The following is a 26679-nucleotide window of genomic DNA, read 5'->3' as shown; positions in this document are numbered from 1 at the left end:
TTGTACGCCTTGCCGCCCTGCGGCCTGCCCCATAAAAAGGATTTGAGTCATGAGCAGCGATGACCACCGTTCACTCGCGCAGCGACTGATGGGCATTGATGAAATTGAATGCGTCACGCCGGATCTGAACGGCGTGCCACGAGGGAAGGTGATGACCGGCGAGGGCTTTCAGGAAGGCCGTCGGTTGCAGCTGGCGCGGGGCGTACTGCTGCAATGCATCATGGGCGGCTACCCGCCGTCGAAATTCTACGGCAGCGACGACGGCGACCTGGCCCTGATTGCCGACCCGCAGCAGATCCACCGTCTGCCGTGGAGCGACGAGCCTCGCGCCCTCGCAATCTGCGACGCCGACGAGCTCGACGGCCAGCCGTCGCCGCTGTCCACCCGCGGCCAGCTCAAATCGGTGATCGCCCGCTACGCCCGGCATGGCTGGTCACCGGTGGTGGCCACCGAGCTTGAGTTCTTCGTCTTCGCTGCCAACCCGGATCCGAGCCAGCCCTTCCAGCCGCCGGTCGGTCTGGACGGCCGTCGCGAAGATGGCCAGTCGGCGTTCAGCATCAGTTCCAACAACGGCCTGCGACCGTTCTTCAAAGAGGTCTACGCCTGCATGGCCGCGCTGGGCCTGCCCCGCGACACCGTCATGCACGAGATGGGCGTCAGCCAGTTCGAGATCAATCTGCTGCACGGCGATCCGCTGCTGCTGGCCGACCAGACATTTCTGTTCAAGCACATGCTCAAGGAAGTCGCGCTCAAGCACGGCCTGATCGTGGTGTGCATGGCCAAACCGCTGGCGCACACCCCCGGCAGTTCCATGCACATTCACCAGAGCGTGGTCGCGACCGCCACCGGCCAGAACATCTTCAGCGACGATCAGGGAGAGGCCACTGAGCTGTTCCATCACTTCATCGGCGGGCAGCAGGCGGCGATGGCTGATTTCACCGCGTTGTTTGCGCCCAACGTCAACTCCTATCAGCGTCTGTGCCATCCGTTCGCCTCGCCGAACAACGCCTGCTGGTCCCACGATAATCGCTCGGCGGGGCTGCGTATTCCGGCCAGCGCACCGGTCGCCCGTCGGGTCGAAAACCGTCTGCCAGGCGCCGACGCCAACCCGTATCTGGCCATTGCGGCCAGTCTGGCTGCGGGGCTTTATGGCATCGAGCACGCGCTGGAACCGTCACCGCCGATCCAAGGCGAGTTCGTTGTGCCCGATAATCTGTCGTTGCCATGTACCCTGCACGCTGCCCTGGAACGTCTGACTCGCAGCACGTTGGCCAAGGAACTGTTTGGTGCCGAATTCATCGAAGGCTACGTCGCGTCGAAGACCCTGGAACTGACCAGCTTCTTCAACGAAATCACCCCCTGGGAGCGCCGCGTTCTGGCCGCTCAGGCTTAAGAATCGCTGTTCGGAAATCCTCTGAAATCGAGGGTTTCCGTCTTTTGGAAAGCTATGCGCCAAATCTGGAAGTCCTTTCGAGCGCTGTATTTTGCCTCGCTGATGATGTTGATCGGCTCGGGCCTGCTCAGCACCTACCTTGCCTTGCGTCTGGCCGCCGATCAGGTCGATGGCCTGTGGGTGGGTGCGTTGATGGCCGCGAATTACGTCGGTCTGGCCCTGGGCGGCAAGATCGGCCACCGGCTGATCGGCCGGATCGGGCACATTCGTGCGTACGCCACCTGCGCCGGGATCGTCGGCGCGGCGGTCTTGGGCCACGGGCTCTTCGACTACCTGCCAGCGTGGATCTTCCTGCGGATGATCGTCGGCCTGGGCATGATGTGCCAGTACATGGTCATCGAGAGCTGGCTCAACGAGCAGGCCTCGCCCAAGCAGCGCGGCACGGTGTTCAGCCTGTACATGATCGCGTCGTACCTGGGGCTGGTGCTCGGCCAGCTGATTCTGGTCATCCACCCGCAGCTAGGGCCTGAACTGCTGATGCTCGTGGCGATGTGTTTTGCGCTCTGCCTCGTGCCCGTGGCAATGACCCGCAGCATTCACCCGGCACCGATGCACCCGGCACCGCTGGAGCCGCTGTTCTTCATGCGCCGGGTGCCGCAATCCCTGACCACCGTGTTGAGCGCGGGCATGATCATCGGCTCGTTCTACGGTCTGGCGCCGCTCTATGCCGCGCAACAGGGGCTGTCGACCGAGCATGTCGGTCTGTTCATGGCCAGCTGCATCGGCGCGGGCCTTATCGTGCAAGGCCCGCTGGGCAAACTCTCGGACCGCTACGACCGCGCCTGGCTGATTCGCGGCGTGGCCGGCTTGCTCGTGCTGGCATCCCTGCCGCTGGCGGTCCTCCCGAGTGTGCCCATGGAACTGCTGCTGGCGGTGGGATTCCTGGCGTCCCTGCTGCAGTTTTCGCTGTATCCGCTGGCCGTGGCCTTCTCCAACGACCACGTCGAAGGCGAACGCCGCGTGTCCCTGACCGCCATGCTGCTGATGACGTACGGCGTCGGCGCCAGCGTCGGCCCCCTGGTGTCCGGCGTGCTGATGAAGATGTTCGGCAGCAACATGCTCTACGCCTTCGTCTGCTTCGTGGCGCTGGTGCTGGTGCTGCGTATTCGTCCGAAAGCCGTCACCAACCTGCACCAAGTCGAAGACGCCCCGCTGCACCACATCGCGATGCCCGACAGCATGTCCAGCTCCCCGCTGGTGGTTGCCCTTGACCCTCGGGTGGATGAGCAGGTGGTGCAGGATCAGATGCAGGACGTTGAGCCTGAGGTTTCGTCGGATGTGGCGCCGGATATGGCGGCTGAATCTGAAGTGCAGCCAGAGATGGTGGAGCGTGTTGTGGCGTCGGGTGAGGGCGTTGTGCGGCCGGTGGCGATTATGGATGAGGAAGTGGCTGCCGAACCTGACGCGGCTGGGCCGGAGGAAGCGGTTGAGGTGCGTCGGGATGTTGGGGTTGATCGGCCTTTGTGATAGGGGCTTGTCGATCTTTTTGATCTTGCTGCGATCCACTTTTTCCGCTGCGCCGTAGAACTCTGTGGGGGCGACCGGGGTGGCGCTTCACCTTGCTCGCGAAGGCGGTGTGTCAGTGATGGGGAATTTGCCTGACCCGTGGCATTCGTGAGCAAGCTCACTCCCACAGGTTCCGCGTCTCACCCTCAAACTTTGGCCGACACAAGCCACTGTAGGAGTGAGCTTGCTCGCGAGGGCGATCTGTCTGCGAAATGGATTTTGTCTGGCTGGCCCCATTCGCGGGCAAGCGCGCTAGTACATGTAGCCGACAATCTGCGCCGAGTGCTATTACTTCAATCCGCTCAACGGCCAACCTGTTGCTGGATCAAGGTTTTTCTCCTCGCACATTCGCGCGATCAATTCTTCGCTGGGTGGGGAGGGAGGTGCGGCTGCGTCGCGCTTGCGTTTCCATTCGAATGTTTCGTCCCAATCGGGAAGTTTGGCTGGGGGGAGGGGGACGATTAGGTCAATGTCGGGGACTTTGCCGCCTGTGTGTTCGTACCTGCGTATGAAGCCAGCGATTATTCTATAGCGTCGCGCTCTTTCTGAATCCATTCCTAGCGCGAAACTGTCCGGAGCATTGATCTGCTGATCTTTACTAAATGCTTTTGCTAAAACCGTTGCGCTGGCGGAATCCCCAGCTTTTACAGCCGCTTGATAAGCAAACGCAGCGTCTGTGTAGTTATGTCGTATCTGTTCGGAAGTGCCCACATCTGCCGCTGCTTCAGCGTGTCCCTGCTCCATAGCACATCGCATCATAGAGTGCGCTACATCTCCTACATTGCCGATCCGAGCGAGCATATCAGCGACGTAATATTGGGCGCTGGGGTTACCCATGTCTGCTGCGCGCCTGAAATAGTAGCGTGCAGCTTCCACGTCTTGCCTTAAGCCGTACCCAAGTTCCAAATAATGTCCCATGTCGTAGAAAGCGCCTGGGATGCCTTGGGCCATAAATTCCTCTACTAAATTTATGGTCTCCCGAGCGGGATGCTCTGCGGCAGTCATCCCTTGCGAAAGTAATTTTTGCAAATTGGTCGCAGCGCGATAATCCCCAATTGCAGCGGCGATTCGAAAATAGCGAGCGGCCTTGTCGAAATCTTTTGGACCCTTAAGTTGTGTCAGATGTAATCCATATCGATATAAAGGTTCTGCGTCTGGAGGTACGCTTGGCATACGTTCGCTTTCGTGCACACACGCAAATTCCAGACGTTTGTAGGCAACATCATAATCGGCTTTCTGAGGAATGAAATTTGTCACGGGTTTATCTCCTGAGTCACAGGCAGTCAGCATCAACGTCGATGCTAAGATGATGGCATACTTAAATTTCATATCAGTCCAGATTGGTACGGCTTGGGCTGGTTCGAAGGAATTCCACAAGTGAGCACTTCGGTCGCTGTGCGTTGCCAATCAAGGTTGGATATCGTTTCCGTTTGTTTTCTCTCAATATTGTTGACCAGTCTTCATATGCATCCGAAATGCTGCCTACTTCCTCTTCTCCTGTATGCAAACCCCACAACTGCCTCCTCAACGGTTTCGCCACCGCCGGATCCTCGACACATATATTCAACTCGCTATCAGAACTCATACTCCGCTCATTGATATTCGCCGAGCCCAGCGTGGTAAACACGTCATCAACAATCATCAACTTGCTATGGATATACACTTCCAGCCAGTTATCCGGCGGGGAGTCGGGGGCGACGAGTGTGCAGATATGAACTTTCAATCCCGGGACTTCTGTCGGAGTAATAGGCGCTTTTCTCTCCTGGTAAATTTTCCCCGCCAGCTCTTTGTATTGCCTGACCAGTTCATCACGTTCGATTTCCAACCGTTCGATGGGGCCATCAAGCTTGCCCATTGCATCCGCCCGGTCGTAATAGGCCGTCAGTTTGCGTAACGCAGCAAAGTGCTCCTCGCGCAGCGCATCGAGCTTCGCCTGCCAATAATCATCGTGTTCGAGACGCGCCACAGAGGGCATGACTTCACTGCGGCCCAGTTGCCGAAGCATGCGAAACGTGCCGAGGGCGCCGTCGGCCATGCCCTCGTCGGAGGAGTTGGTGACGACGAACAAATGCAGGTAGCCGTGTTCGCCAGGGTCGCGGCCGCCTTCGGCATGGCGGCGGGCGATGTCGACAACGGCGTCGGCGAACGGCTTCCAGCGGAAGTACTGGTTCTCGATGTAGATGAACTGGGTCGCGTTCTTGACCGCCTGCAGGTACATGGTCCGGATGTCGCGCTTGCCGGCCTCGGTCTGGGTGCGCAGCACTTGCGCCATCATCGGCGGCCCAAAGCCTTTGCGCGGCTTCAGATTAGCGGCGAGCGGCTCACGGGCGGTCTGCAGGTCAATGCCGGTCGCCTTCAGCCAGGCCTGGGTGAAGTTGGCGTTCAGGTCCTGGAGCACCGGGCCGGTGACACGGCTGGATATGTCCTGGCGCGGCGTAGAACCGTTGCGGCCGGACACATCATTCGCACGAGCATGGGCGTGGTCGTCGCGGTCCCAATAGGGGTCGAGCATGTTGTGGCCCATGACGAAACCGACTGCACGGTCGGCGTGGTCGTAGTCCACCAGCACCATTTTCTGGTGATGGGTGGGGATCACCGACATCGCCGCCGCCTTGCTGGCGGCCTCAAGTTCTGTCGCGCCTTGCTCTCGGGAGCGGGTCCATATTTGATAGGCAATCTCCGCTCGGTCGGCCAGCCCCAGGTCGCGGACCGCAAACTCGATGTTTTCGAAAGGCCGCGCGCCCGCCTTGAACAGTTCTTGTGCCAGTAACTTGGTTAATCGGAAGCCCTTCAGTCCGGGGAACACCCTCTCCACCAGCGAACTGGCACCGGTGCCAGGGGTTGAGGCGCGGCGGTACCATTCCCAGTCATACGCTTGCTGCCACGTGGATCGCCAGTCGCCGGCGTGCGATGCAATAGAGGCCACGTTGCGTCCTGGTGTCATGTTCTCCGCGAACATCGCAGTCAGGTGCGCGCTGTCGGACCAGCACAGCACGCGCACCTTCACGCCAAGGGAGGCTTTATTGACCAGCAATTCGCCGATGCACTGCGCCTGACCACCGCCGCGCTTGAACTGCATCGAAGGCTGAAACCCCCAGCAAATGATCTCGACCGAATGTTTTGCCGCCATGATCGCGTCGTGGACGGCGCCGAATGCTCGTTCGCCATTCACCAGCGGCTCGAAGGTCGCAGGCTTGGGCGAATACTCGCTGCACTCGACCATCCAGCGCTGATTCATGACGGCCGATGAGGTCTGGCGGGTGGCGATGGGGCAGGTGATGCTGGGTGTGTTCATCTTCAGGCTTCCGTGTCTGGATGGTTGAGGCGGTCGTAGTCTTCGCGGTACTGACTGGGTGCTTCGCCCGAACCGGGCGTCAGGCTGTGTTGATGGCGATGCAGGCCGCGGTTGGCGCGTGCGCCGTTGTCCTGATCGCCGAGGTAATCACCGCTGACCGGGATGTCATAGCTGGCGCCGTTGGCCAGTTCGACGCGGTAGCGCGAGCGGGATACCCGGTGCTCAACGCTGATTTTCCCGTCGCTCGACATCACACCCTTTTCAATCTCGACCCCGTCGGCGAACACCGTGTAAGGCATGCCGGTCCACGGCTGGTGACTGGCGGCGCTGCTTTGCCCGGCCAGCAGGGTCAGCGTCTGGCCCGCCGTGCTCTGCGGCCACGGCGTCTGCTCGCGGTCCATCTGGCTGGCGTTGCCGATGGTTTTCTTCGCCGCCTTGATGTCTATGGTGCCGGGGGCGTGGATCTGGATATCGCCGTTCTTGAGGCGGATAAAGGCACCGCCGCAGGTCAGCAGAATTTCCTCCTGGGCAGCGATCTCGATGGTTCGCGCCGTGGAGGTGATGCGTACGCTGTCTTTGGCGGTCAGTTCGATGGCGTCGTCCTGGGCCTGAATCTCAACCTTGCCCTTCGCGGCGAACAGCTTCGCCCCGGCGTCGCGGGCAAACAGGCTGATGCTGCGACCCACACTGACCAGCAGCGAGCGTGCACTGGCGAGGTTGATGTCTTCACCGCTGGAGAGGCTGGTGTGGCGGCCGCTGTGCAGCTGGATGTTCTCCGGCGTGACAGCGGCGATGTCGGCGGGCGCGGAAGCGACGATCAGCGGTGCGTCATAGCCCTGAGAGGTCGCATTGCCCTGACGGTGGGAATGCGTGGCGGCCTGATGCAGCCGGTTCAGGTTTTCGAGGCCTTCCTCCAGCGCAAGGGCATTGTGCTGAGCGGCCTGGTCGGACAGCGTCGTCACGCGCTGCAAGGCGTCGCTTAACTGCTGGCCGGCCTCGCTGGTGTCCAGATGCCCGCTTTGTGCCTTGGTGCGCCGCCAGGTGCTGAGGTACAAACCCTGCGGCGCGCGAATGGCGCCGGAGGCATCGGTGCGCAATTCAAACCCGTCACCGCGCCACGCGCCGCGGTCATTGCCCTGTTGATCGACCAGGCAGCCGAGGTTCAGTTGGCTGTGGCCATGACTGCTATGGATCTGCGTGCGCAACTGCGCCGTGGTGTCGTCCATGACCCATTGGTTGTAACCGAGCCCGTCGATTTCCTGGCTTTTGTAGCCGCTCATCCGGCCCGTGGAATGCCACGCCGGTTTGTCGCCGCCGTAGACCTGGCCGAGGATCAGCGGGCGGTCGATGTCGTTGTCGAGAAAGGTGACCACCACTTCTTCACCTGCCCGCGGCACGTAGACACTGCCCCAACCGGCGCCGCTGCTGTTTTGCAGCATGCGCAGCCAGCAACTGGGTGCTTTTGCCGGTGATTGGAGGCGGTCCCAGTGAAAGCGCACGCACACCCGATTCAGCGCGTCGGTCTGCAATGGCCCGCCGTTGGGCGCCACGACCACGGCGGTCTGCGGCCCGGGGTTAGCAGGCTTTTGGTGTTCGAAGGCACTGCGGTACGGGACGTCCAGACGTTGGGCCTCGAACGCGTTGCAATAAAATCCTTCGCCTTTCTCGGACGGCTTGTCGGCGCCCAGCTCTTTCAGGCGCGATTGCAGGCTGCCGGGGCGTTCACGGCGTGTCAGTGCAACGGGTAAATTGCTTTGCGCGAAAAACTCGACGGCGATCAGCAGAAACGTACGGCGTTTAGCGGGCCCGTCCTCATACAGCGGATGCCCGCGCAGCTCGAACCCGTGACCCGGGAGCATGTGCCGGACGCCGCCATGGCCGGTGATGCGCCACGCGGCTGATTCCACCTGCTCGATTTGCACCCGTGTCTGCCAGTTGCCGTCGTCTTCGCTGTGCCACGCGTACTGGCCTCGGTATTCATAACGCTCGAGCGTCTTCGCCGCCCCCGGTGGATTAAGGCCCATGGAGCGGACAGACATGGGCTGGCGGTGAGCGCGGTAATTGTTGCTGCTCCACAGAACGTGGCCATTCAGCAGCGTGTCGGCCTGACTCCATTCCACGATGCTGTCGTGATCCAGCGCGGCCGTCTGGGTGTGAAAAGGCAGCGCTTCCGGCTCCAGCGGCGGCAGGTCAAGGACGCTGTCGACGAACACAATCCGGTGCTGGTCAGCCTCATGGACGACGTACCAATAGATGCCGGCCTGCTCGCACCAGCGCTGCACAAAGTGGGCGTCGCTTTCGTTGAACTGGGTGACGTAGGACTGCGGCGGATGCTCGTGGCGCAAGTTGAATTCATAGCGGCCTTGCGCCTGGGGATGCCCTCGGAATACGTCGGTGAAGATGTCGATCAACGTCATGTCTTGCCAGATGCGGCAATCCTGACGGTATTCCAGCAGGCTGAACCACGGCGCGAATTCGAGCTGCCAGTCCTGCAAACTGCCGTCGCTGCCGAGGTAGCGCGCGCTGCCCACGAAACCGTGTTTGTAACTGTGGCTGCCGTCGGCGCCCTTGATGGCGAGGCGAACCGGCTCGCCGATCAATTGATGGGGGTCGAGGCGTGTCGACTCGCTGACGACGTCCACGCAGTAACGCGGGATTCGGCCGATTCGCTCGACCCTATGGACGCGCACGGCCAGCAGCGGCTCGGTCAGTGGCGTCTTGAGTTCGAGCAGGCGTCCTTCCTGGCGGATACCGGCGAAGTTGAAGGGGGAGGGGGGTGCGAAGGTCATGTCGGACTTCCTGTCGGGGCAGTGGGCACGGCGTGGGGGGCAGCGATGATCGATCCGCTGCTTGAACCGCTGTCGGTAAGGTCCAGCACCCATTGGGCCTGGCCGGTGGAGGCTTGGGCCGCCAGGCAGTCGAGGGCCATCCGCGTCCATTCGGCAGCGACGGTCCCGACCTGGCCGCACAGCGACGGGGCCTGAAACTGCTGATTGAAGGTCTGCTCGGGGGCGGTATTCGGGGTGTCGGTCCGCGCGTCCCGCTTGAGTGAAACGAGGGATACCACCTCACCCAGGGGCGCCGGAGCCGCAGCGTGTGCGTTGGCCGGCAGAGTGGCCCAGCTGTCGATGCTCAGGCACAGATGATTGGGCATGCTCAGGTTGCTGGACAGCAATTCGGCAAGCCACGGCCCCGGCGCCTGGCCGGCGATACGGAAACCGCCGCCGGGCAGCCACGCCTGGGGCCACACACTCACCACGGTTTCGAACCAGACGAGTGGATCGACATGGGCCGGCGGGAACAGATGCACTTCAACCTGCGTCCAGTCCGCAACTCGGTCGAGCAGCGGGCACTGGGTCAGGGTCGCCTGCAGCAGTTCCATGGCGCGGGCGAGCGGGTCGATCGAGGGCAGAGGAATCGCGTCGATCTCGATCCGCCGTAACAGTCGGCGCGAGCCATCGGCAGCCATCAGCCTTGAATCGTGGCTCAGCGCGTTCGCGTGCCTGGGGATGTCCTGGACAGGTAACTGCTGGTCCAGGGAGTGCCCGGGCAATCGAAGCCAGACGTCCTCGACGCTGACGCTCTGCGAGCAGAAATCACCTCGGGGTTTGGCCCGGTCCAGCAGGCGCTGGGCGGCTTCCTGTGCCAGGCGCTTTTCGGAAATCCGGTCGTACATGCTGCGCGGTGGTGCCACGTACTGCCGCGGGACGGCAGGGGGTGGCAGCTGCACAGGTTTGCCGAGCAGCCGTTTCAAAAAGGAATATTTCATGACGACCCCTACAGGATGCAGCAGTCATCGTGGGTCGCGATGAGGGCGTCGCCGCACAGCAGGCGATCCCCGTCGCGGGCAATGGGTCGGTCATCGACGAGGCAGGTTTCATCCCCTTCGGCGATTGCACAGGGGCCGTGAAAGCAGAGCACGCCGTCGCCGTGGCGGGCGACTTCGAGACCGTGCAGGAACGTGGAGGGCGAGCCTTGAATGACTCGACCGCCTTTGAGGGTGGGGTCGTTGAGAACGATGATGGGGCGCATGACAAAACTTCCCTGAGATGTGGCCGCAGCGAGCGTCCATGCTCCGCTGCGTTTGAGCCGCGAAATTAACACAGGGTCAGGGGCTTGAAAGTGGTACAGGTTATTTCAAGACGCGTCCTACTTTGGCGCGGTGAAGAGTCCTACACGCGGGCGTGATGAGGTTCGCATTTTGATCGAACAGGCGTGGGTTGGAGCGGGGCGGGGGGGCGTTGCGGGATTGGATCAGGAAGCGCTATTTGGTGTGCGCGTTCTGGGGCGGGTGATAGCAGCGGATGTCGGCAACCGGCCAGCACGCCCTGAAACGCGCCAGCCGGTCATCACAAACGATCAGAAATCGTCGTCTTTGTCGAAGCGTCGCGCTTCGCGCTGCAGCTGATACACGAAACGCTCGACCTGACGCTGCACCAATCCACTCATGTTGTGGAAGCGCACACCGGCGAACGTGGTGTTGATCCTTTCTTCGAAGTGCAGATAGCGCAGTTCGACCGGCGTGGTCATGTTGCCGAAGGGCAGGGAGGCGATGAAGCGCTCATAGACCTGGCCCAGTTGCATGCGCTCGGAGATATCGCCCTCAAAGCGCAGCTTGCACCCGGTAGCGGAGACATCCAGCAGTTTGCCGCGCAACGGGAATTTGAGCCGGTCGCCGCCAATCTCGACATCAATCAGGGAAGCCAGCTTCAGGGCCGCGCGAAACGCGTTACGGCGCTGGTGATAGACGACTTCTTCAGGGAGAGGGCCGCGATAGCTGCGCGGCTCTTCGATTACGGTCAGCTGGGCTTTGCTTTCCCAGGCGATGCGCACACCGTCGTGAAAACCTTCGACCCGGAAGGGCTCACCGCTGGCAAGGAAACGCTCGCCATCTCGGGGGATCATCTCGTCGAAAATGACCTGGTTGGTGTCACGGTCGACGTCGATCACGTAACTCTGAAAACGCTGGGTGCGTTCGTGAAACGTGATGATCAACGGGTCATGACTTTCCATCAGCAGCCGCAGATTGGCGGCGATTTCCAACGGGGTGGTCAGTACCTTCGGGGGCTGCGGAACATCGTCCGCGCTTGAGGCATTCACGGTCTATCCATCTCCAGGCAAATAACGGCAGCGTGCAGCGTGCGGCATATTGCCACCACAGTGCGCACCTTGATACAAGAACTTACGCCTGGCTGAGCGGACGCGGCCTGGCCTTGCCCGACGTCGAACCGCGACTGTCGTACAGCGTGGGCGTGTCGCCGCCGTTGAGAATCCTCAACTGCTGTGCCGTGGTGAGTTGCTGGAGCTGGATGAGGCTGCCGTTCTGTTCGTTGGCCGCCTGGCATTCACTCATCAGCGCGCTGAGTTCATCGCCTGCGGTCAACAAGGCTTCACCCACTGACGAATGTTTCGCCACTTCTTCGAGTCCCGCTCGATTGGCGGGCAGACCCAGGCTGGTCATCAGCTGGGTACGTCGGCGTCCATGCTGCTCGAGCACGATCACCAGCGCCTGTTTCTGCGCCAGGATGTGTTCCATCTCGACCATATTGCGCCCGTGAAGCGCCACTGACTCAGCCTTCAGGATATCCAGCAGATGCCGGGTTGGCGCAATGTCGTCCGTGATCAGTTGAAGCAATGTAGTGTCTTGCATCGCATGCCCTGGTGTTTAAGCGTCCAGAAGCCCCTGCGCAGACCTGGGGCTAGCGCTGGGCTTCGAAGTTAAGCAGTTTGCTTGCAACACGATTGCTGTCGACCTTATAGCTGCCGTCGGCGACCGCCTGCTTCAACTCAGCCACACGGGCGCTGTTGACGACAGGCTGATCACGCAACGAATCACTGATCTTCTGCAACTGTTGAGCTTCGCTGCTCAAATGTACTGCCTCACCGCTACCGGGCACGCTCGAGGTGCCGCTGACCGCTGCCGTAGCTTCGGTTTTGCTGGCTTCCTTGGTGCTGGCAGTACGTGTTGTACCGCCAACGGTAGTGGAGCTGTTCAAACGATTGAAGTCGATGACCATGATTGAAAAACCTCTGGGTTCTAGGACGCTTGCCTTGGTTTCGGCCAGACCCGGAATAACTTTAGGGCCCGTGCGAAAACAGTCTCGAATGGACTTCGCACGGAGCACAGGGGTTCCGAGTGTAGGAAAAGCGCAAGCGCAGCGCCAGAGGTCTTACCTTCACATGTCAGTTACATAGCGACCTCGACTTGCCCGGGCGCAACGATATTGGCCTTGATCACCCGTTGGGAGTTGAGGTTCTTCACGCGTATTTGCTCGTTGAAACCGCCGTCGGACAAGGCTTCGCCCGGCATGCGCACGCTCATTGAACCGCTGCGCGCACTGATCACCACCTGGTCGCCCTTATGGACCATTTGCGGCTGATCGAGGTGGACGGGCGTCAGGATCTGGTCGATGACCGTTGGTCGGACAACTTTTTGCCCGACTGCCTGATCGACTGAATCCAGGAAGCCTTGCCCCAGCAGGCTGACGTCGCGTTCGCGCAGCGCCACATCGTTTTCACTCACGATTGCGTCGCGCTTCATGGGCCGCACGGCCGTGACCACATTGCGGTAAAGGTGTACCTGGGCCGGCACAAACACCGTCCACGGGGACGTGCCTTCGCAGCGTATCTTCACGGTGACGCGGCCGATGGGCTGGGCCGGGCTTTCCAGTGAGGCTGTCAAATCCTTGTCGCACAGCGGCATGCGCAGACGCGGGTCCAACTGCTTGACTTCAATTTCGTAGCGGCCGGCGGTTTGGTTGGTCGCCATGTAGTCTTCAACTGTGAATTCAAGAAAGCCCTGGGTCACGCCGATAAGTGTTTCAGGCAGGGTCATGTTGTCCGCCCGGCTCAGGCTGGCGGCACACAACAGACACAGCGCGACCAGCACGCAGACAAAGCTGCGGGTTGCGGGTGCCGGGCGTCGGGATACTGTCGTTTGTGTGTTCATGATGAGTAAATAGCAAGGCCCGTGCCGCTTACCGTTCCGGTAGCGCAATTGGTCGTTTTGGGAGGTGTGGTGCATGGCTGGTGTGATGGATTCAGTAAACCAGCGCACTCAACTGGTCGGGCAGAACCGCCTTGAACTGTTGTTGTTCCGGTTGGACGGCAAGCAGTTGTATGGGATCAACGTGTTCAAGGTAAAAGAGGTGCTTCAATGCCCGAAACTTACCCATATGCCCAAATCCAGTCCGATTGTGCGCGGTGTGGCAAATATTCGTGGCGGGACTATCCCGATCCTCGATCTGGCGTTGGCGACCGGTGGCAAGCCGCTGGCTGACATTACCAATTCATTCGTGATCATCACAGAGTACAACACCAAGATTCAGGGCTTCCTGGTGCATGCGGTGGAACGCATCGTCAACATGAACTGGGAAGACATTCATCCGCCACCCAAGGGCACCGGTCGCGACCACTACCTCACGGCAGTGACGCGTCTGGACAACCAGCTGGTGGAAATCATCGATGTCGAGAAGATCCTCGCCGAAGTGGCGCCGGTCTCCGAGAACATCTCGGTCGGCGTGGTCTCGGCGGAGGTTCAGCACAAGGCGCTGTCGCTGCGCGTGCTGACGGTCGATGACTCCTCGGTGGCGCGCAAACAGGTGACGCGTTGCCTGCAAACCGTCGGCGTGGAAGTCACGGCGTTGAATGACGGTCGTCAGGCACTCGATTTCCTGCGCAAACTGGTGGATGAAGGCAAGAAGCCGGAAGAAGAATTCCTGATGATGATTTCCGACATTGAAATGCCGGAGATGGATGGCTATACCCTCACTGCGGAGATTCGCAGCGACCCGCGCATGCAGAAGTTGCACATCGTGTTGCATACGTCGTTGTCCGGCGTGTTCAACCAGGCGATGGTCAAGAAGGTCGGCGCGGATGATTTCCTGGCCAAGTTCCGGCCAGACGATCTGGCGGCGAGGGTGGTAGATCGTATCAAGGCGGCAGATATCAGCTGAGGAGGGGTTTTCCTCCTTGCTGTTCACATGATTTGAGAGGCGGCATGTCTACAGGTAATTTGGATTTTGATCAGTTCCGGGTATTCCTGGAAAAAGCCTGTGGCATTTTGCTGGGTGAAAATAAGCAGTACCTGGTTTCCAGCCGCCTCAACAAGTTGATGGAGCAGCAGTCCATCAAATCGTTGGGCGAGCTGATCCAGCGGATCCAGACTCAGCCGCGCAGTGGTTTGCGTGAGCAGGTGGTGGATGCGATGACCACCAACGAGACGTTGTGGTTTCGCGACACGTACCCCTTCGAGGTGATGAAGAACAAGGTCTTGCCCGAGGCGATCAAGGCCAGCCCCAACCAGCGTTTGCGCATCTGGTCGGCGGCGTGCTCGTCGGGTCAGGAACCGTATTCGCTGTCGATGACGATCGATGAGTTCGAGCGCAGCAACCCGGGGCAGTTGAAGTCGGGCGCGCAGATTGTGGCGACGGATTTGTCGGGTCTGATGTTGAACAATTGCAAGACGGGTGAGTACGACAGCCTGGCCATCGGCCGAGGGTTGTCGCCGGACCGTCTGCAGCGTTTCTTCGATCAGAAGACGCCAGGGCGCTGGACGGTGAAGGCGCCGATCAAGAGCCGTGTGGAGTTTCGTTCGTTCAATCTGTTGGACAGTTATGCGGCGTTGGGCAAGTTCGATATCGTGTTCTGTCGCAACGTGCTGATTTATTTTTCGGCGGAGGTGAAGAAGGATATTTTGCTGCGTATTCATTCGACCTTGAAGCCGGGGGGGTATTTGTTCCTGGGGGCGTCGGAGGCGTTGAACGGGTTGCCCGATCACTATCAGATGGTGCAGTGCAGCCCCGGGATTATTTATCAGGCCAAGTGATTGGCTGCGCTTTTGATGTGATGAGAACCCCGCTTAGGCGGGGTATTTTGTTTAGTGTTGGCGCTGGTAGGGCATCTGCCTCACGGCAGATATTTCGCCTCCGGCGAGTTACTTGATAAAGCCCCAAGTAACCAAGGGCTTTGTGCTCCTGGTTGGGCCCTTCCTTCGTCAGGGTTCCTTCACTCCGGTCTCGCTCCGTGGGCCCGCGCCGAACGGGCATCCATGCCCTGACGGCGCTCTCGCCGCATCCATGCGGCTCGGCCCACTCCGCGAGACCTGCGTTCAGCCTGCACCCAAGTCGCGTTCGGCGGTGACCGGACCGTTCGCGTATGAAGATCAAAAGCACGGCAACGGCAACGGCAACGGCAACGGCATTCGCGAGCAAGCTCGCTCCCACAGGTAGGGTGTCTGATCAGCAAAATAGCAAGCGCCTGCACTGGCCTCTTCCCGGCTAAAGCCGGTCCCACTAACAGCAGCGCATGCAGTCCGTAGGACTGGCTTCAGACGGGAAGCCATTGATCTGCTTTTGCTTTTGATCTTCGTACACAAAAAGTCCAGACACCGCCAATCGCGACTTGGGTGCAGGCCGAACGCAGACGACGCGGAGTGGGCCGAGCGGCATGGATGCCGCGAAAGCGCCGCTAGGACATGGATGTCCGTTCGGCGCGGGCCCACGGAGCGTCGTCGGAGTGAGGGTATCCCGACGGAGGAGGGACCTAACCAGGAGCAAGCACCCTTGGTTACTTGGGGTGCTTTTCCAAGTAACTCGCCGAAGGCGAAACGTCTGCCCCCAGGCAGACGCCCTTGATCTTGATCTTCCACGCGGAAGCACGATACGGCAAAAAAACGGCACTGCTCTTGCCGCTTTCCTCCCATCGAGCGGAAATCCCTTGCCGCTTTTCTGTCATCCCCCTGCACCAACACCCCTGCAGCCCGCGAAAAACGGCACTTCCAGCAAGTGGCACGCACCTTGCTATAACTCCTGCACGTACATCTGGTCAGCCCTCAAAGGTCCCGACATGAGCATCAGTTTTGAAAACGCCCTCGGCATCCACGAAAAAGCGCTCAACTTCCGCGCCCAGCGTGCTGAAGTGCTGGCCAACAACATCACCAACGCCGACACCCCCAACTACAAGGCGCGTGACCTCGACTTCTCCAAAGTCCTGGCCGCCCAAAGCGACAAAAGCAACAACGGCCACTTCGCCCTCGACATGACCAACAGCCGTCACATCGAAGCTGAAGGCATGAGCGATGGCGAAGCCAGCCTGCTCTACCGCACTCCGTCGCAGCCGTCGCTCGATCAGAACACCGTCGACTCTCAGGTCGAAAACGCCAACTACGCCGAAAACGCCATCGGTTTTCAGGCCAGCTTCACCTTGCTCAACAGCAAATTCAAAGGGCTGGTTGCAGCCCTGCGCGGAGAGTAATCCATGTCCCTATCCAGTGTTTTCAATATTGCCGGTAGCGGCATGAGTGCCCAGAACACCCGCCTCAACACCGTGGCCAGTAACATCGCCAACGCCGAAACCGTGTCCTCCAGCATGGACAAGACCTACCGCGCCCGCCATCCGGTGTTCGCCACGGTCTTCCAGGGCCAGGAATCCGGCGGCAGCGCCTCGCTGTTCGAAGACCAGGGCCAGGCCGGCACCGGCGTACAGGTTTCCGGCATCGTCGAAGACGCCTCCAACCTCGAAGCACGTTACGAGCCAAATCACCCGTCAGCCGACAAGAACGGCTACGTGTATTACCCGAACGTCAACGTCGTCAACGAGATGGCCGACATGATCTCGGCCAGCCGTTCGTTCCAGACCAACGCGGAAATCATGAACACCGCGAAAACAATGATGCAGAAGGTCCTGACCCTGGGTCAGTGATAAAGGGCGAAATCCATGACGGTCTCAAGCACAGACGCTACCTCGACGTTCCTCAAAGGGCTGCAAAGCACGACCCCCGGAACCACAGGCACCAGCACCAAATCCAGCACCGACACCAGCAGCCTCACCGGCTCAAGTTCGCTGGGTAAGGATTCATTCCTGCAATTGCTGGTCACGCAAATGCAGAACCAGAACCCGCTCGATCCTCAGGACAACAGCGAGTTCGTGGCCCAGCTGGCTCAGTTCAGCAGCCTGGAAACCATGCAGAACCTGAGCACCTCGGTCGACTCGATCAGCACCATGTATCAGTCGTCCCAGGCGTTGCAGGCCTCGTCGCTGGTCGGCCGTTCGGTGACCGTGGACGCAGGTTCGACCTACGTCGACACCAGCAAGGCCATGACCGGTTCGGTGGTGCTGCCATCGTCCAGCGCCGACACCACGGTGAAGATCTACGACAGCACCGGTACCAACGTCGTGCGCACCATCGACCTCGGCACTCAGGCCGCTGGCACCACATCCTTTAGCTGGGATGGCCTGGACGACAGCGGCGCAGCGGTGGCAGCGGGCAATTACAGCTTCGTCGCCAACGGCAAGCTGGACGGCACCGCTACTAATCTGAGCACCTATCTGCCGGCGACAGTGAGCAGCGTGACCATGGGCACAACGGGCTCTGACATGACGTTGAACCTTGCCGGCGGCACCCAGGTGGCACTGTCAAAAATCAAGCAAATCGGAATTTAGAGCCGACTAGACGGCGCAGGAGTTAATCATGTCTTTCAATGTTGGTCTTAGTGGGCTCTACGCCGCAAACAAAAGTCTCGACGTCACCGGCAACAACATTGCCAACGTCGCGACCACCGGTTTCAAATCTTCCCGTGCGGAATTTGCTGACCAGTACGCCCAATCGATTCGCGGCACCTCCGGCGGCACCAACACCGGCAGCGGCGTCACCACCGCCGCGGTTTCGCAGCAGTTCACCCAAGGCACGCTGAACACCGGTACCGGCCGCAGCCTGGACCTGGCGATCAACGGCAACGGCTTCTTCATGCTGAGCAACAACGGCGAAAAGCTGTACACCCGTGCCGGCGCATTTCACACCGACTCCGCCGGCTACATCATCAACGAAGCGGGCAATAACCTGCAGGGCTACAGCGTTGACGGTCAGGGCAATGTCTCCACCGGCGTGCTGAGCAACCTGCGTGTCGATTCGTCGAACCTGGCGCCGAAAAGCACCAGCTTGATCACTGTCGCTTCCAACCTGAACTCCTCGTCGACGGTTCCGACGGTTGCGACGTTCTCGCCGTCCGACACCAACAGCTACACCACCACCTACAGCACGCCGCTGTACGACAGTCAGGGTAACGAACACACCCTCGACCAGTATTTTTCGAAGACGGGCACCAATACCTGGACGATGTACAGCCTGGTCGATGGCCGCAGCATCAGCGATCCAAACTCCACTACTGCTGACGCGACCGCAGTGACCTTCGATTCGTCGGGTGGCTTGATCACCAGCGGCACCGGCGCCCCTGATACCACCAATTCGCCAAACGTGAGCGTAGGTACTGACGGCGTCTTCTCGATCAACAACTGGGTACCGGCCGCCAAGACCACCGTCGGCAGCACCACCACCTGGTCAAGCAACGGCGCGTCCGCCAACGCGGGCGGGATCAAGCTCAATATGCTGGCGACCACCCAGACCAACGCGGTCTCGGGTGCAATCACCAAGACCCAGGACGGTTACGCCACCGGCCAGATCACAGCGATGAACATCGACGCCACCGGCAACATGTTCGCGACTTACACCAACGGTCAGTCCAAGGTGATCGGTCAGGTGTCGTTGACCAACTTCGCCAACGTTCAGGGGCTGGCACCCGCGGGCGGCACCAACTGGCGCGAATCGGCCTCGTCGGGCATCCCGGTCACGGGCGCTCCACAGTCGGGTACGCTGGGTTACTTGACCGGGCAGGCGCTGGAAGAATCCAACGTCGACCTGACCGGTGAACTGGTCAACCTGATCAAGGCGCAAAGCAACTACCAGGCGAACGCCAAGACCATTTCGACGCAAAGCACCATCATGCAGACGATCATTCAGATGACCTGATAAAGGTCCCTGGATACGCTCGCTGAAGCCCCTCTCTGAGGGGCTTTTTTTATGCCTTTGGTTTGACTGAAATATCGAGAGCCGTCCCACTCTAGAACTGGAAACTTCCTACTTTCGTCTTTGCGAAAATCAAGTTCGCTGACAAATAAATGCCATTGAGCGACGCCACTCAAGCGGTCCGTTCGATTGCATTCCTTTGCCCGCGATCTCGATGCATTGACGAGCGTGTCGTTGAACAACGGCGCAGGGAGTGTTCATGTCATTCAACACAGCGGTTTCAGGGTTGCACGCGGCGCACAAGCGCATGGAAGTGGCCGGCAACAACATTGCCAACGTCCACACGTCCGGTTTCAAATCCTCACGCGCCGAGTTCTCGGCGGTCTATTCCTCATCCATGCTCGGCGGCAGCCGGACGGCCTCGGGTGATGGGGTGCAGGTGGCCAACGTTTCGCAGAACTTTGCGCCCGGCGGCGTCATCACCAGCGAGGGCAGGGCGCTTGATATGCGCATTCAGGGCAACGGTTTCTTTGTCATGAGTGACGCCGGTTCCATCAGTTACGGCCGGTCAGGGGCCTTCATCAAGGATGCACAGAATTTCGTCGTGGACTCCCACGGCAGCCGCTTGCAGGGCTATGGGGTGACAGACGCGGGGGAGGTGATCAGCGGCGTTCGCACGGACCTGAAGATCGACACTGCCGACATGTCACCCAAGGCCACCGGCAAGATGGAGCAGACCCTGAACCTCAACGCGGCGTCGCCGTCACTCGGCGCCATCCCGCGTTTCGACCCTGGCGACCCGACCACCTACACGCGGGTAACGGGGCGGCTGATTCAGGACGCCGGCGTTCCGCCACAGGATCACGAACTCAAGCAGTACTTCGTCAAGACTGAAGACGACAACTGGACGTCTTACATTCTCATCGACGGCGTCAATCCGCTGGACCCCACCAGCACCGCGCCGCTGGAAATCGGTTTGCAGGTGTCTGCGGCGGGGAGGCTGTCGGTCACAGGTTCGACGGCGGCGGTGAAGATGATTTCCGACACCGAGTTGTCCCTGCAGAAGTGGCGTCCGGCGATCAACGTCAACGGCAGCTGGACCGTAAGCCCCGCGCCTGCGCCCGGCCCGATCTCACTGCCGCTGCTGGACGGTGGCCTGCCCGTGCTCGACCCGGCCGATCCGCTCATGCCGCGGCCCGTCCCGACCTTCAATCCGGCGGACATCACCACCTACACCAAGGCGTCCACCTACGGCGTGTTCGACAGCCTCGGCATGCGTCACGAGATGACCCAGTATTTTGTCAAAGACGGCAGCAACAGCTGGAAGATGCACACGCTGATCGACGGGCGTAACCCGCAGGACCCGAGCAGTACGGCACCGACGACGGCAAGCATGCTGTTCGACTCCGGTGGCTCGCTGCAATCGCTGATCGGCAGCCAGTGGCTGACCGCTGCCAACAACACCCTGACCCTCGAAGGCTGGGTGCCGGCCAAACCGCTGGACGGCAACAAACCGGGCGGGCGTTGGGGTGCGAACGGCGCGGTAGGAAATGCCGACGGGATTGTCATGGACTTCAACAAGATCAGTCAGCACAACGCCGCCACGGGCAGCAGCAACATCGTCATCGACGGGCACACGGCAGGGCAGGCCACCCAGCTGACGATCGACAAGAGCGGCATGCTGATGATCGGGTTCAGCAATGGTCTGCACCGCAATGTCGGCCAGGTCATGCTCGCCAGCTTCGCCAACAATCAGGGGCTGCAGCCGGTGAGCGACACCCGCTGGGTCGAAACCCTGGCCTCCGGCGTCGCCAATTACGACACGCCGGGTGTCGGCACCTTGGGCAGTGTCATCGGCCATTCGCTGGAAGGCTCCAACGTCACGTTGACCAACGAGCTGGTGGAGCTGATCCAGGCGCAGACGGCCTATCAAGCCAACTCGAAAACCCTCTCGACGGAGGCGGAACTGATGCAGACCCTGATACGCGCGACTTGATGCGGGATTTAGCGTGAACGCGAAGGTGGGACCGGCTTTAGCCGGGAAGGCGGCGTGTCAGACGGTTGATTCATCACAGCTAAACCGCCTTCGCGAGCAAGCTCGCTCCTACAGGTCTTGCGTCGAGCAGGAATATCCGGATGTGCCGAGATCATTGCAGGACCGGCTTCAGCCGGGAAGGCGGCGTGTCAGACGGTTGATTCATCACAGGCAAACCGCCTTCGCGAGCAAGCTCACTCCTACAGGTCTTGCGTCGAGCAGGGATATCCGCTTGCGCCGAGACCATTGCAGGACCGGCTTTAGCCGGGAAGGCGGCGTGTCAGGCGATCAATCCGTCACAGGCGGAACGAAATAACTCAAATCGAACAATCCGACTTTACATACGCGGCGCTGATCCGGGTCCAGCCTTTGCCCGGGCTGGTCTGGGCGCAGACGGTGCGGTGGGCGCCTTGCCAGAGGAAGTAGGGCGCCGGCGCCGCCCACACGGCAAACGAGCAGGCAATCAATGTAAAGAGCAGGGCGATGCGCAGACCCATGACAGTTTTCCGTAGCGACTCAAGCCAATTCATAAAACGCTGCAAGTTTCGCACCCCATGGAGAGTTTTCTGGCGCTCTCTGCCTTCGATTTGCAGGAAACCGGCAGTCCGCTGTCGCGCGGCGGCCCAAACCGGATCCCGGTCCGCCAAATGCCGCCGGAATCATTGAAGAATCAACGCTTTGTATCATCGCTGAAAAACTGGTTCGATTATTGCTATGACCTGTTCAGTACAGCTACAGGCGGCAAGCGTCTGTCGGAGGAGGAAGACTGTGGACAAGTTGCTATACGTGGCCATGAGCGGAGCGTCGGAAAACGCCATCGCCCAAAAGGCCCATGCCAACAACCTGGCGAACGTTTCGACCAACGGGTTTCAGCGCGACCTCGAACAGGCGCGCTCAATGCCGGTGTTCGGCGAAGTTAACCCGTCCCGAGCGTACGCCATGAGCGAACGTCCCGGCACAGACTTCAGCCAGGGTGCGATGGTCGACACCGGTCGCGATCTGGACGTCGCCGTCAAAGGCAACGGCTGGATGGCGGTGCAGACGCCCGACGGCGGCGAAGCCTACACCCGCACCTCCAGCATGAACATCGACGCCCTCGGCGTGTTGCGTGATGGCAATGGTTTGCCGGTCATGGGCAACAGCGGGCCGATTGCCGTGCCTCCGCAGCAGCAGATCGAGATCGGCGCCGACGGCACCATCAGCGTTCGCTCGCTGGGCGAGAGCCCGCAGGTCATGGCGCAGATCGACCGCATCAAGCTGGTCAAGGGCGACCAGACCACCATGGAAAAAGGCCCCGACGGTCTGATGCACACCAAAAGCGGCAGACCGGCCCAGGCCGATGCTGACGTGCAGGTCGAATCCGGGTTTCTGCAGGCCAGCAACGTCAACGCCGTCGACGAGATGACCGCGGTGCTGGCGCTGTCCCGCCAATTCGAACTGCACATCAAGATGATGAAGACCGCCGAGCAGGATGACGAGTCGATGGCTCGCGTCTTGCAAATGGGCTAATGACTGACAGCTTGCGCCGATAAACAGGCGCTCGAGGAGATTCAAACATGCTTCCGGCACTCTATGTTGCTAAAACCGGTCTGGCCGCCCAGGACACCAACCTGACGACCATTTCCAACAACCTGGCCAACGTTTCGACCACCGGTTTCAAAAGCGACCGTGCGGAATTCCAGGACCTGCTTTACCAGATCAAGCGTCAGCCAGGCGCCCAGTCCACTCAGGACAGCGAGCTGCCATCGGGCCTGCAACTGGGTACCGGTGTGCGCATCGTCGGCACCCAGAAAAACTTCACCGCCGGCAGCCTGCAGACCACCAACCAGCCGCTGGACATGGCGGTCAACGGTCGCGGCTTCTTCCAGATCCGTCAGCCTGACGGCACCCTGGCCTACACCCGCGACGGTACGTTCCACCTGGACAGCAACGGCCAGATCGTGACCGCAAACGGTTACGCGCTGGAGCCTGCGATCGTCGTTCCGCAAGACTCGCAGACCTTCACCGTCGGCGAAGACGGCACCGTGTCGATCACCACCTCGGCCAACACCGCCACGCCACAGATCATCGGTAACGTGCAGACCGCGGACTTCATCAACCCGGCCGGCCTGCAATCCCAGGGCGGCAACCTGTACCTGGAAACCGCTTCCAGTGGCGCACCTCAGGTCGGTACGCCGGGCCTCAACGGTCTGGGCGTGGTCAAGCAGAACACCCTGGAAAACTCCAACGTCAGCACCGTTGAAGAGCTGGTGAACATGATCACCACCCAGCGTGCCTACGAGATGAACTCCAAAGTGATCTCGACCGCTGACTCGATGCTCCAGTACGTGACCCAGAACCTGTAAGCCCTGTTTGAAACGCCTGATGTCCTGCTGCGAAACACCTGATCAATTCCAAGGGGCGCCTGAAAAACGCCTGCTACACCGCGAGGTTTTAAGTGTCATGAAACGGCTCTCTGTATTGCGGCTTTCCCTGTTGGCAGCTCCTGTGTGCGGTATCGCGCTGCTGACCGGCTGCGTTGCGCCTGCGGCCAAACCCAATGACCCTTATTACGCGCCGGTGTTGCCGCGCACGCCGCTGCCTTCAGCGGCCAGCAACGGTTCGATTTATCAGGCCGGTTTCGAGCAGAACATGTACGGCGACCGCAAGGCCTATCGGGTCGGCGACATCATCACCATCACGCTTTCCGAGAAGATGGCTGCCAGCAAGGCTGCCAGCTCAGGGATCAGCAAGACCAGCAAAACCAGCCTTGGCCTGACCTCGCTGTTTGGCGCAGGCGTCAGCACCAACAACCCGGTCGGTGGCGGCAACCTCAGCCTGGACGCCGGATACACCGGGGACCGCGCCACCAAGGGTGACGGCAAGGCGGCGCAGAGCAACAGCTTGACCGGCTCGATCACCGTGACCGTCGCTGACGTCATGCCCAACGGCATTCTGTTGGTGCGCGGCGAGAAGTGGATGACCCTGAACACCGGTGACGAACTGGTGCGCATCGCCGGCCTGATTCGCGCCGACGACATTGCCACTGACAACACCGTGTCGTCGACTCGCATCGCCGATGCGCGCATCACTTATTCCGGTACAGGCGCGTTTGCCGATTCCAGTCAGCCAGGCTGGTTCGACCGATTCTTCCTCAGCCCGTTGTTCCCTTTCTGATAGCGGGATAGCCATGATCACGTTCAAGCAACTGATAGCGGCAGCGCTGCTGTTCACCACCGCACTGGGCGCCCACGCCGAGCGCCTGAAGGACATCGCCAGCATTTCCGGCGTACGGACCAACCAGTTGATCGGTTACGGTCTGGTGGTGGGACTCAACGGCACGGGTGACCAGACCACCCAGACGCCGTTCACCCTGCAGACCTTCAACAACATGCTCTCGCAGTTCGGCATCAAGGTGCCGGCGGGCTCCGGCACCGTGCAGCTGAAAAACGTCGCGGCCGTGGCCGTATACGCCGACCTGCCGCCGTTCGCCAAACCGGGTCAGCAGATCGACATCACCGTATCGTCCATTGGTAACTCGAAGAGCCTGCGCGGCGGTGCCCTGTTGATGACCCCGATGAAGGGTATCGACGGCAATGTCTATGCCGTGGCCCAGGGCAACCTGGTGGTCGGCGGTTTTGATGCCGAAGGCCGCGACGGTTCGAAGATCACCGTCAACGTGCCGTCTTCCGGTCGCATTCCAGGTGGTGCATCGGTTGAACGTGCCGTGCCAAGTGGCTTCAACCAGGGCAACTCCCTGACCCTGAACCTCAATCGCAACGACTTCACCACCGCGAAGCGCATCGTCGACAAGATCAACGACATGCTCGGCCCTGGCGTCGCTCAGGCGCTGGACGGCGGCTCCGTGCGAGTCACCGCGCCGCTGGACCCCAACCAGCGTGTTGATTACCTGTCGGTGCTGGAAAACCTGGAAATCGATCCGGGCCAGACGTCCGCCAAAGTCATCATCAACTCGCGGACCGGCACTATCGTTATCGGCCAGAACGTCAAGGTGTCGCCGGCAGCCGTGACCCACGGCAGCCTGACCGTGACCATCACCGAAGACCCGATCGTCAGCCAGCCGGGCGCGTTCTCCAACGGCCAGACCGCCGTGGTCCCGCGTTCGAAGATCAACGCCCAGCAGGAAATGCACCCGATGTTCAAGTTCGGTCCGGGCACCACGCTGGATGAGATTGTCCGCGCGGTTAACCAGGTGGGCGCAGCGCCGGGCGACTTGATGGCGATTCTCGAAGCACTGAAACAGGCCGGCGCGTTGCAAGCCGACCTGATCGTGATTTAAGAGGCAAACTGAATGAGCATTCCAAGCGGCGGCGTTTCTTCAGGTGATTCAGGGGCGTACACCGACCTCAATCGTCTGACGGCCATGAAAACCGGTGATCGCGACAGCGAGGGCAACCTCAAGAAAGTCGCGCAGGAATTCGAGTCGCTGTTCGTCAGCCAGATGCTCAAGGCCATGCGTTCGGCCAACGAAGTGCTGGCCAAGGACAACCCGATGAACACCGCGGCGACGCGGCAGTATCAGGACATGTATGACCAGCAGCTGTCGGTGAGCATGTCTCGCGAGGGTGGCGGCATTGGTCTGCAGGACGTGCTCATGCGTCAGCTGTCGAAAAACAAGGGCGCTGAAGTCGCGCCGGCCACCGGGCTTGTGTCCGGCAACAACAAGACCACGGCAAAGGTCGACGGCAAAGCCGACGCGCCTGCCCAGACCGGTCTGGCCACGCACATCGCTCAGCGTCCGCTGTGGGCCACCCGTTCGGTGACTGCGCCCGCCGCAACCGACGGCACCGCGCACAGCGACGTGGCAGCGCTGAATTCCCGTCGCCTGTCGCTGCCGAGCAAACTCAGCGACCGCATCATGGCCGGCATCGTCCCGAACACCGCCACCGCCGCCGGCCAGGACGCGAGCACCAGCGCTACCACACTGAAGAACCGCATCGCCGTTTCCAATGCCGTGGCCGCCGCGAAAAGCGCAGGGTCTCAGAGCAATGGCGACTGGACCGTCGGGCCTCAGTACGCCGCCGACGCTGACGCTTATGTGCGCAGTCGCGTGCAGACACCGCTGGCGCCGGGCAAGAGTGCATTCGCCAACCGTGATGACTTCGTCGCCACGATGATGCCGCTGGCCAAGGACGCTGCCGCGCGTATCGGCGTCGATCCAAGCGTGCTCGTCGCACAAGCCGCGCTGGAAACCGGCTGGGGCAAATCGATCATGCGTCAGTCCGACGGCGGCAGCAGCCACAACCTGTTCGGCATCAAGGCCCAGGGCGGCTGGAAAGGACCGGAAGCCCGCGCGATCACCAGCGAGTTCCGTGACGGCCAGATGGTCAAGGAGACCGCGGACTTCCGCGCCTACGACTCGTACGCCAGCAGCTTCCACGACCTGGTGAGCTTCCTGCAGAACAACAATCGCTATCAAGAAACCCTGAAATCCGCCGATAACCCGGAACAGTTTGTGAAAGAGCTGCAGAAGGCCGGCTACGCAACCGACCCGTCCTATGCCAGCAAGATTTCTCAGATAGCGAAACAGATGAAGAGTTACCAGACCTACGCATCCGCCTCGGGCTCTTCCACGACTTTATAAGGTT

24 protein-coding genes are annotated in these 26679 nt (G+C 60.6%); 14 read left to right on the top strand and 10 right to left on the bottom strand.

The window, feature by feature from the left end; genetic code table 11:
- Positions 1–151: 151 nt before the first annotated feature.
- Together ACYASU_RS10340 and ACYASU_RS10335 are read left to right on the top strand one after the other, a co-directional pair.
- Positions 152–1393: a glutamine synthetase family protein gene (locus tag ACYASU_RS10340; protein WP_463582915.1), complete on the top strand. Its 1242-nt coding sequence runs from the start codon at positions 152–154 to the stop codon at positions 1391–1393.
- A 54-nt stretch (positions 1394–1447) separates the two neighbouring features.
- Positions 1448–2920 (top strand): MFS transporter, encoded by a 1473-nt coding sequence (locus ACYASU_RS10335; RefSeq protein ID WP_463582732.1) that lies wholly within the window; start codon positions 1448–1450, stop codon positions 2918–2920.
- 327 nt (positions 2921–3247) lie between these two features.
- Here ACYASU_RS10335 and ACYASU_RS10330 read toward each other — a convergent pair whose 3' ends face one another.
- From ACYASU_RS10330 to flgA, 9 genes are all read right to left on the bottom strand, one after another.
- Positions 3248–4216: an SEL1-like repeat protein gene (locus ACYASU_RS10330; RefSeq protein ID WP_463582731.1), complete on the bottom strand. Its 969-nt coding sequence runs from the start codon at positions 4214–4216 to the stop codon at positions 3248–3250.
- A 73-nt stretch (positions 4217–4289) separates the two neighbouring features.
- Positions 4290–6254 carry a phospholipase D-like domain-containing protein gene (locus ACYASU_RS10325; RefSeq protein ID WP_463582730.1) on the bottom strand — a complete coding sequence of 655 codons (1965 nt, stop codon included), beginning with the start codon at positions 6252–6254 and terminating at the stop codon, positions 4290–4292.
- Positions 6255–6256: 2 nt separating this feature from the next.
- Entirely contained in the window at positions 6257–9043 is a 2787-nt protein-coding gene (locus ACYASU_RS10320; protein WP_463582729.1) for a type VI secretion system Vgr family protein, read from the bottom strand.
- Complete coding sequence (locus ACYASU_RS10315) at positions 9040–10023, bottom strand: hypothetical protein (RefSeq protein ID WP_463582728.1); 984 nt, start codon at positions 10021–10023, stop codon at positions 9040–9042. The genes ACYASU_RS10320 and ACYASU_RS10315 overlap by 4 nt, the downstream gene beginning before the upstream one ends.
- An 8-nt stretch (positions 10024–10031) precedes the next feature.
- Entirely contained in the window at positions 10032–10286 is a 255-nt protein-coding gene (locus tag ACYASU_RS10310; RefSeq protein ID WP_463582727.1) for a PAAR domain-containing protein, read from the bottom strand.
- Positions 10287–10613: 327 nt separating this feature from the next.
- Positions 10614–11354: a flagellar brake protein gene (locus ACYASU_RS10305; RefSeq protein ID WP_192172657.1), complete on the bottom strand. Its 741-nt coding sequence runs from the start codon at positions 11352–11354 to the stop codon at positions 10614–10616.
- A gap of 82 nt (positions 11355–11436) precedes the next feature.
- A complete protein-coding gene (locus tag ACYASU_RS10300; RefSeq protein ID WP_074893095.1) occupies positions 11437–11904 on the bottom strand; it encodes a flagella synthesis protein FlgN in 468 nt (155 codons plus the stop codon).
- A 49-nt stretch (positions 11905–11953) separates the two neighbouring features.
- Complete coding sequence (flgM, locus tag ACYASU_RS10295; protein ID WP_192172656.1) at positions 11954–12271, bottom strand: flagellar biosynthesis anti-sigma factor FlgM; 318 nt, start codon at positions 12269–12271, stop codon at positions 11954–11956.
- Between the two features lie 170 nt (positions 12272–12441).
- Positions 12442–13203 carry a flagellar basal body P-ring formation chaperone FlgA gene (gene flgA, locus ACYASU_RS10290; RefSeq protein ID WP_192172655.1) on the bottom strand — a complete coding sequence of 254 codons (762 nt, stop codon included), beginning with the start codon at positions 13201–13203 and terminating at the stop codon, positions 12442–12444.
- A 73-nt stretch (positions 13204–13276) separates the two neighbouring features.
- Here flgA and ACYASU_RS10285 point away from each other — a divergent pair, with 73 nt between their 5' ends.
- From ACYASU_RS10285 to ACYASU_RS10255, 7 genes are all read left to right on the top strand, one after another.
- Complete coding sequence (locus tag ACYASU_RS10285) at positions 13277–14209, top strand: chemotaxis protein CheV (RefSeq protein WP_463582726.1); 933 nt, start codon at positions 13277–13279, stop codon at positions 14207–14209.
- Positions 14210–14253: 44 nt separating this feature from the next.
- A complete protein-coding gene (cheR, locus tag ACYASU_RS10280) occupies positions 14254–15081 on the top strand; it encodes a protein-glutamate O-methyltransferase CheR (RefSeq protein WP_192172653.1) in 828 nt (275 codons plus the stop codon).
- Positions 15082–16100: 1019 nt separating this feature from the next.
- Positions 16101–16508, top strand: coding sequence for a flagellar basal body rod protein FlgB (flgB, locus tag ACYASU_RS10275; RefSeq protein ID WP_192172652.1), 408 nt, complete (start codon positions 16101–16103; stop codon positions 16506–16508).
- A gap of 3 nt (positions 16509–16511) precedes the next feature.
- A complete protein-coding gene (gene flgC, locus ACYASU_RS10270; RefSeq protein ID WP_133775926.1) occupies positions 16512–16955 on the top strand; it encodes a flagellar basal body rod protein FlgC in 444 nt (147 codons plus the stop codon).
- A gap of 15 nt (positions 16956–16970) precedes the next feature.
- Positions 16971–17696, top strand: a complete 726-nt coding sequence (locus ACYASU_RS10265; protein ID WP_463582725.1) for a flagellar hook assembly protein FlgD — start codon at positions 16971–16973, stop codon at positions 17694–17696.
- A gap of 28 nt (positions 17697–17724) precedes the next feature.
- Positions 17725–19059 carry a flagellar hook protein FlgE gene (flgE, locus tag ACYASU_RS10260; RefSeq protein ID WP_192172650.1) on the top strand — a complete coding sequence of 445 codons (1335 nt, stop codon included), beginning with the start codon at positions 17725–17727 and terminating at the stop codon, positions 19057–19059.
- A 256-nt stretch (positions 19060–19315) separates the two neighbouring features.
- Positions 19316–21052, top strand: a complete 1737-nt coding sequence (locus ACYASU_RS10255; protein WP_463582724.1) for a flagellar hook protein FlgE — start codon at positions 19316–19318, stop codon at positions 21050–21052.
- A 356-nt stretch (positions 21053–21408) separates the two neighbouring features.
- Here ACYASU_RS10255 and ACYASU_RS10250 read toward each other — a convergent pair whose 3' ends face one another.
- Complete coding sequence (locus ACYASU_RS10250; protein ID WP_192172648.1) at positions 21409–21588, bottom strand: hypothetical protein; 180 nt, start codon at positions 21586–21588, stop codon at positions 21409–21411.
- A gap of 271 nt (positions 21589–21859) precedes the next feature.
- Between ACYASU_RS10250 and ACYASU_RS10245 the strand changes: the two genes are divergently transcribed.
- The 5 genes from ACYASU_RS10245 to flgJ all read left to right on the top strand — a co-directional run bounded on the left by ACYASU_RS10245 (position 21860) and on the right by flgJ (position 26675).
- Positions 21860–22600 (top strand): flagellar basal body rod protein FlgF, encoded by a 741-nt coding sequence (locus ACYASU_RS10245; protein ID WP_463582723.1) that lies wholly within the window; start codon positions 21860–21862, stop codon positions 22598–22600.
- A 47-nt stretch (positions 22601–22647) separates the two neighbouring features.
- The gene (gene flgG, locus ACYASU_RS10240; RefSeq protein WP_065987266.1) at positions 22648–23436 is read left to right on the top strand and encodes a flagellar basal-body rod protein FlgG; all 789 of its coding nucleotides are present in this window, start codon (positions 22648–22650) and stop codon (positions 23434–23436) included.
- Between the two features lie 97 nt (positions 23437–23533).
- The gene (flgH, locus tag ACYASU_RS10235) at positions 23534–24247 is read left to right on the top strand and encodes a flagellar basal body L-ring protein FlgH (protein ID WP_282371631.1); all 714 of its coding nucleotides are present in this window, start codon (positions 23534–23536) and stop codon (positions 24245–24247) included.
- A gap of 13 nt (positions 24248–24260) precedes the next feature.
- Positions 24261–25370 carry a flagellar basal body P-ring protein FlgI gene (locus ACYASU_RS10230; RefSeq protein ID WP_074893047.1) on the top strand — a complete coding sequence of 370 codons (1110 nt, stop codon included), beginning with the start codon at positions 24261–24263 and terminating at the stop codon, positions 25368–25370.
- 12 nt (positions 25371–25382) lie between these two features.
- Positions 25383–26675 (top strand): flagellar assembly peptidoglycan hydrolase FlgJ, encoded by a 1293-nt coding sequence (flgJ, locus tag ACYASU_RS10225; protein WP_282371627.1) that lies wholly within the window; start codon positions 25383–25385, stop codon positions 26673–26675.
- Positions 26676–26679 lie beyond the last annotated feature (4 nt).

Source organism: Pseudomonas sp. HP_12 (assembly GCF_055283955.1).
The sequence above is the reverse complement of the archived record's forward strand: the minus strand, read 5'-3'. Positions and strand labels throughout refer to the sequence as shown.

Coding starts and splice junctions, on each gene's coding strand:
- ACYASU_RS10340 (WP_463582915.1), top strand. CDS start 152: ATGACCGGCGAGGGCTTTCAGGAAGGCCGTCGGTTGCAGCTGGCGCGG.
- ACYASU_RS10335 (WP_463582732.1), top strand. CDS start 1,448: ATGCGCCAAATCTGGAAGTCCTTTCGAGCGCTGTATTTTGCCTCGCTG.
- ACYASU_RS10325 (WP_463582730.1), bottom strand. CDS start 6,254: ATGAACACACCCAGCATCACCTGCCCCATCGCCACCCGCCAGACCTCA.
- ACYASU_RS10320 (WP_463582729.1), bottom strand. CDS start 9,043: ATGACCTTCGCACCCCCCTCCCCCTTCAACTTCGCCGGTATCCGCCAG.
- ACYASU_RS10315 (WP_463582728.1), bottom strand. CDS start 10,023: ATGAAATATTCCTTTTTGAAACGGCTGCTCGGCAAACCTGTGCAGCTG.
- ACYASU_RS10310 (WP_463582727.1), bottom strand. CDS start 10,286: ATGCGCCCCATCATCGTTCTCAACGACCCCACCCTCAAAGGCGGTCGA.
- ACYASU_RS10300 (WP_074893095.1), bottom strand. CDS start 11,904: ATGCAAGACACTACATTGCTTCAACTGATCACGGACGACATTGCGCCA.
- flgM (WP_192172656.1), bottom strand. CDS start 12,271: ATGGTCATCGACTTCAATCGTTTGAACAGCTCCACTACCGTTGGCGGT.
- flgA (WP_192172655.1), bottom strand. CDS start 13,203: ATGAACACACAAACGACAGTATCCCGACGCCCGGCACCCGCAACCCGC.
- ACYASU_RS10285 (WP_463582726.1), top strand. CDS start 13,277: ATGGCTGGTGTGATGGATTCAGTAAACCAGCGCACTCAACTGGTCGGG.
- cheR (WP_192172653.1), top strand. CDS start 14,254: ATGTCTACAGGTAATTTGGATTTTGATCAGTTCCGGGTATTCCTGGAA.
- flgB (WP_192172652.1), top strand. CDS start 16,101: ATGAGCATCAGTTTTGAAAACGCCCTCGGCATCCACGAAAAAGCGCTC.
- flgC (WP_133775926.1), top strand. CDS start 16,512: ATGTCCCTATCCAGTGTTTTCAATATTGCCGGTAGCGGCATGAGTGCC.
- ACYASU_RS10265 (WP_463582725.1), top strand. CDS start 16,971: ATGACGGTCTCAAGCACAGACGCTACCTCGACGTTCCTCAAAGGGCTG.
- flgE (WP_192172650.1), top strand. CDS start 17,725: ATGTCTTTCAATGTTGGTCTTAGTGGGCTCTACGCCGCAAACAAAAGT.
- ACYASU_RS10255 (WP_463582724.1), top strand. CDS start 19,316: ATGTCATTCAACACAGCGGTTTCAGGGTTGCACGCGGCGCACAAGCGC.
- ACYASU_RS10250 (WP_192172648.1), bottom strand. CDS start 21,588: ATGGGTCTGCGCATCGCCCTGCTCTTTACATTGATTGCCTGCTCGTTT.
- flgG (WP_065987266.1), top strand. CDS start 22,648: ATGCTTCCGGCACTCTATGTTGCTAAAACCGGTCTGGCCGCCCAGGAC.
- flgH (WP_282371631.1), top strand. CDS start 23,534: ATGAAACGGCTCTCTGTATTGCGGCTTTCCCTGTTGGCAGCTCCTGTG.
- ACYASU_RS10230 (WP_074893047.1), top strand. CDS start 24,261: ATGATCACGTTCAAGCAACTGATAGCGGCAGCGCTGCTGTTCACCACC.
- flgJ (WP_282371627.1), top strand. CDS start 25,383: ATGAGCATTCCAAGCGGCGGCGTTTCTTCAGGTGATTCAGGGGCGTAC.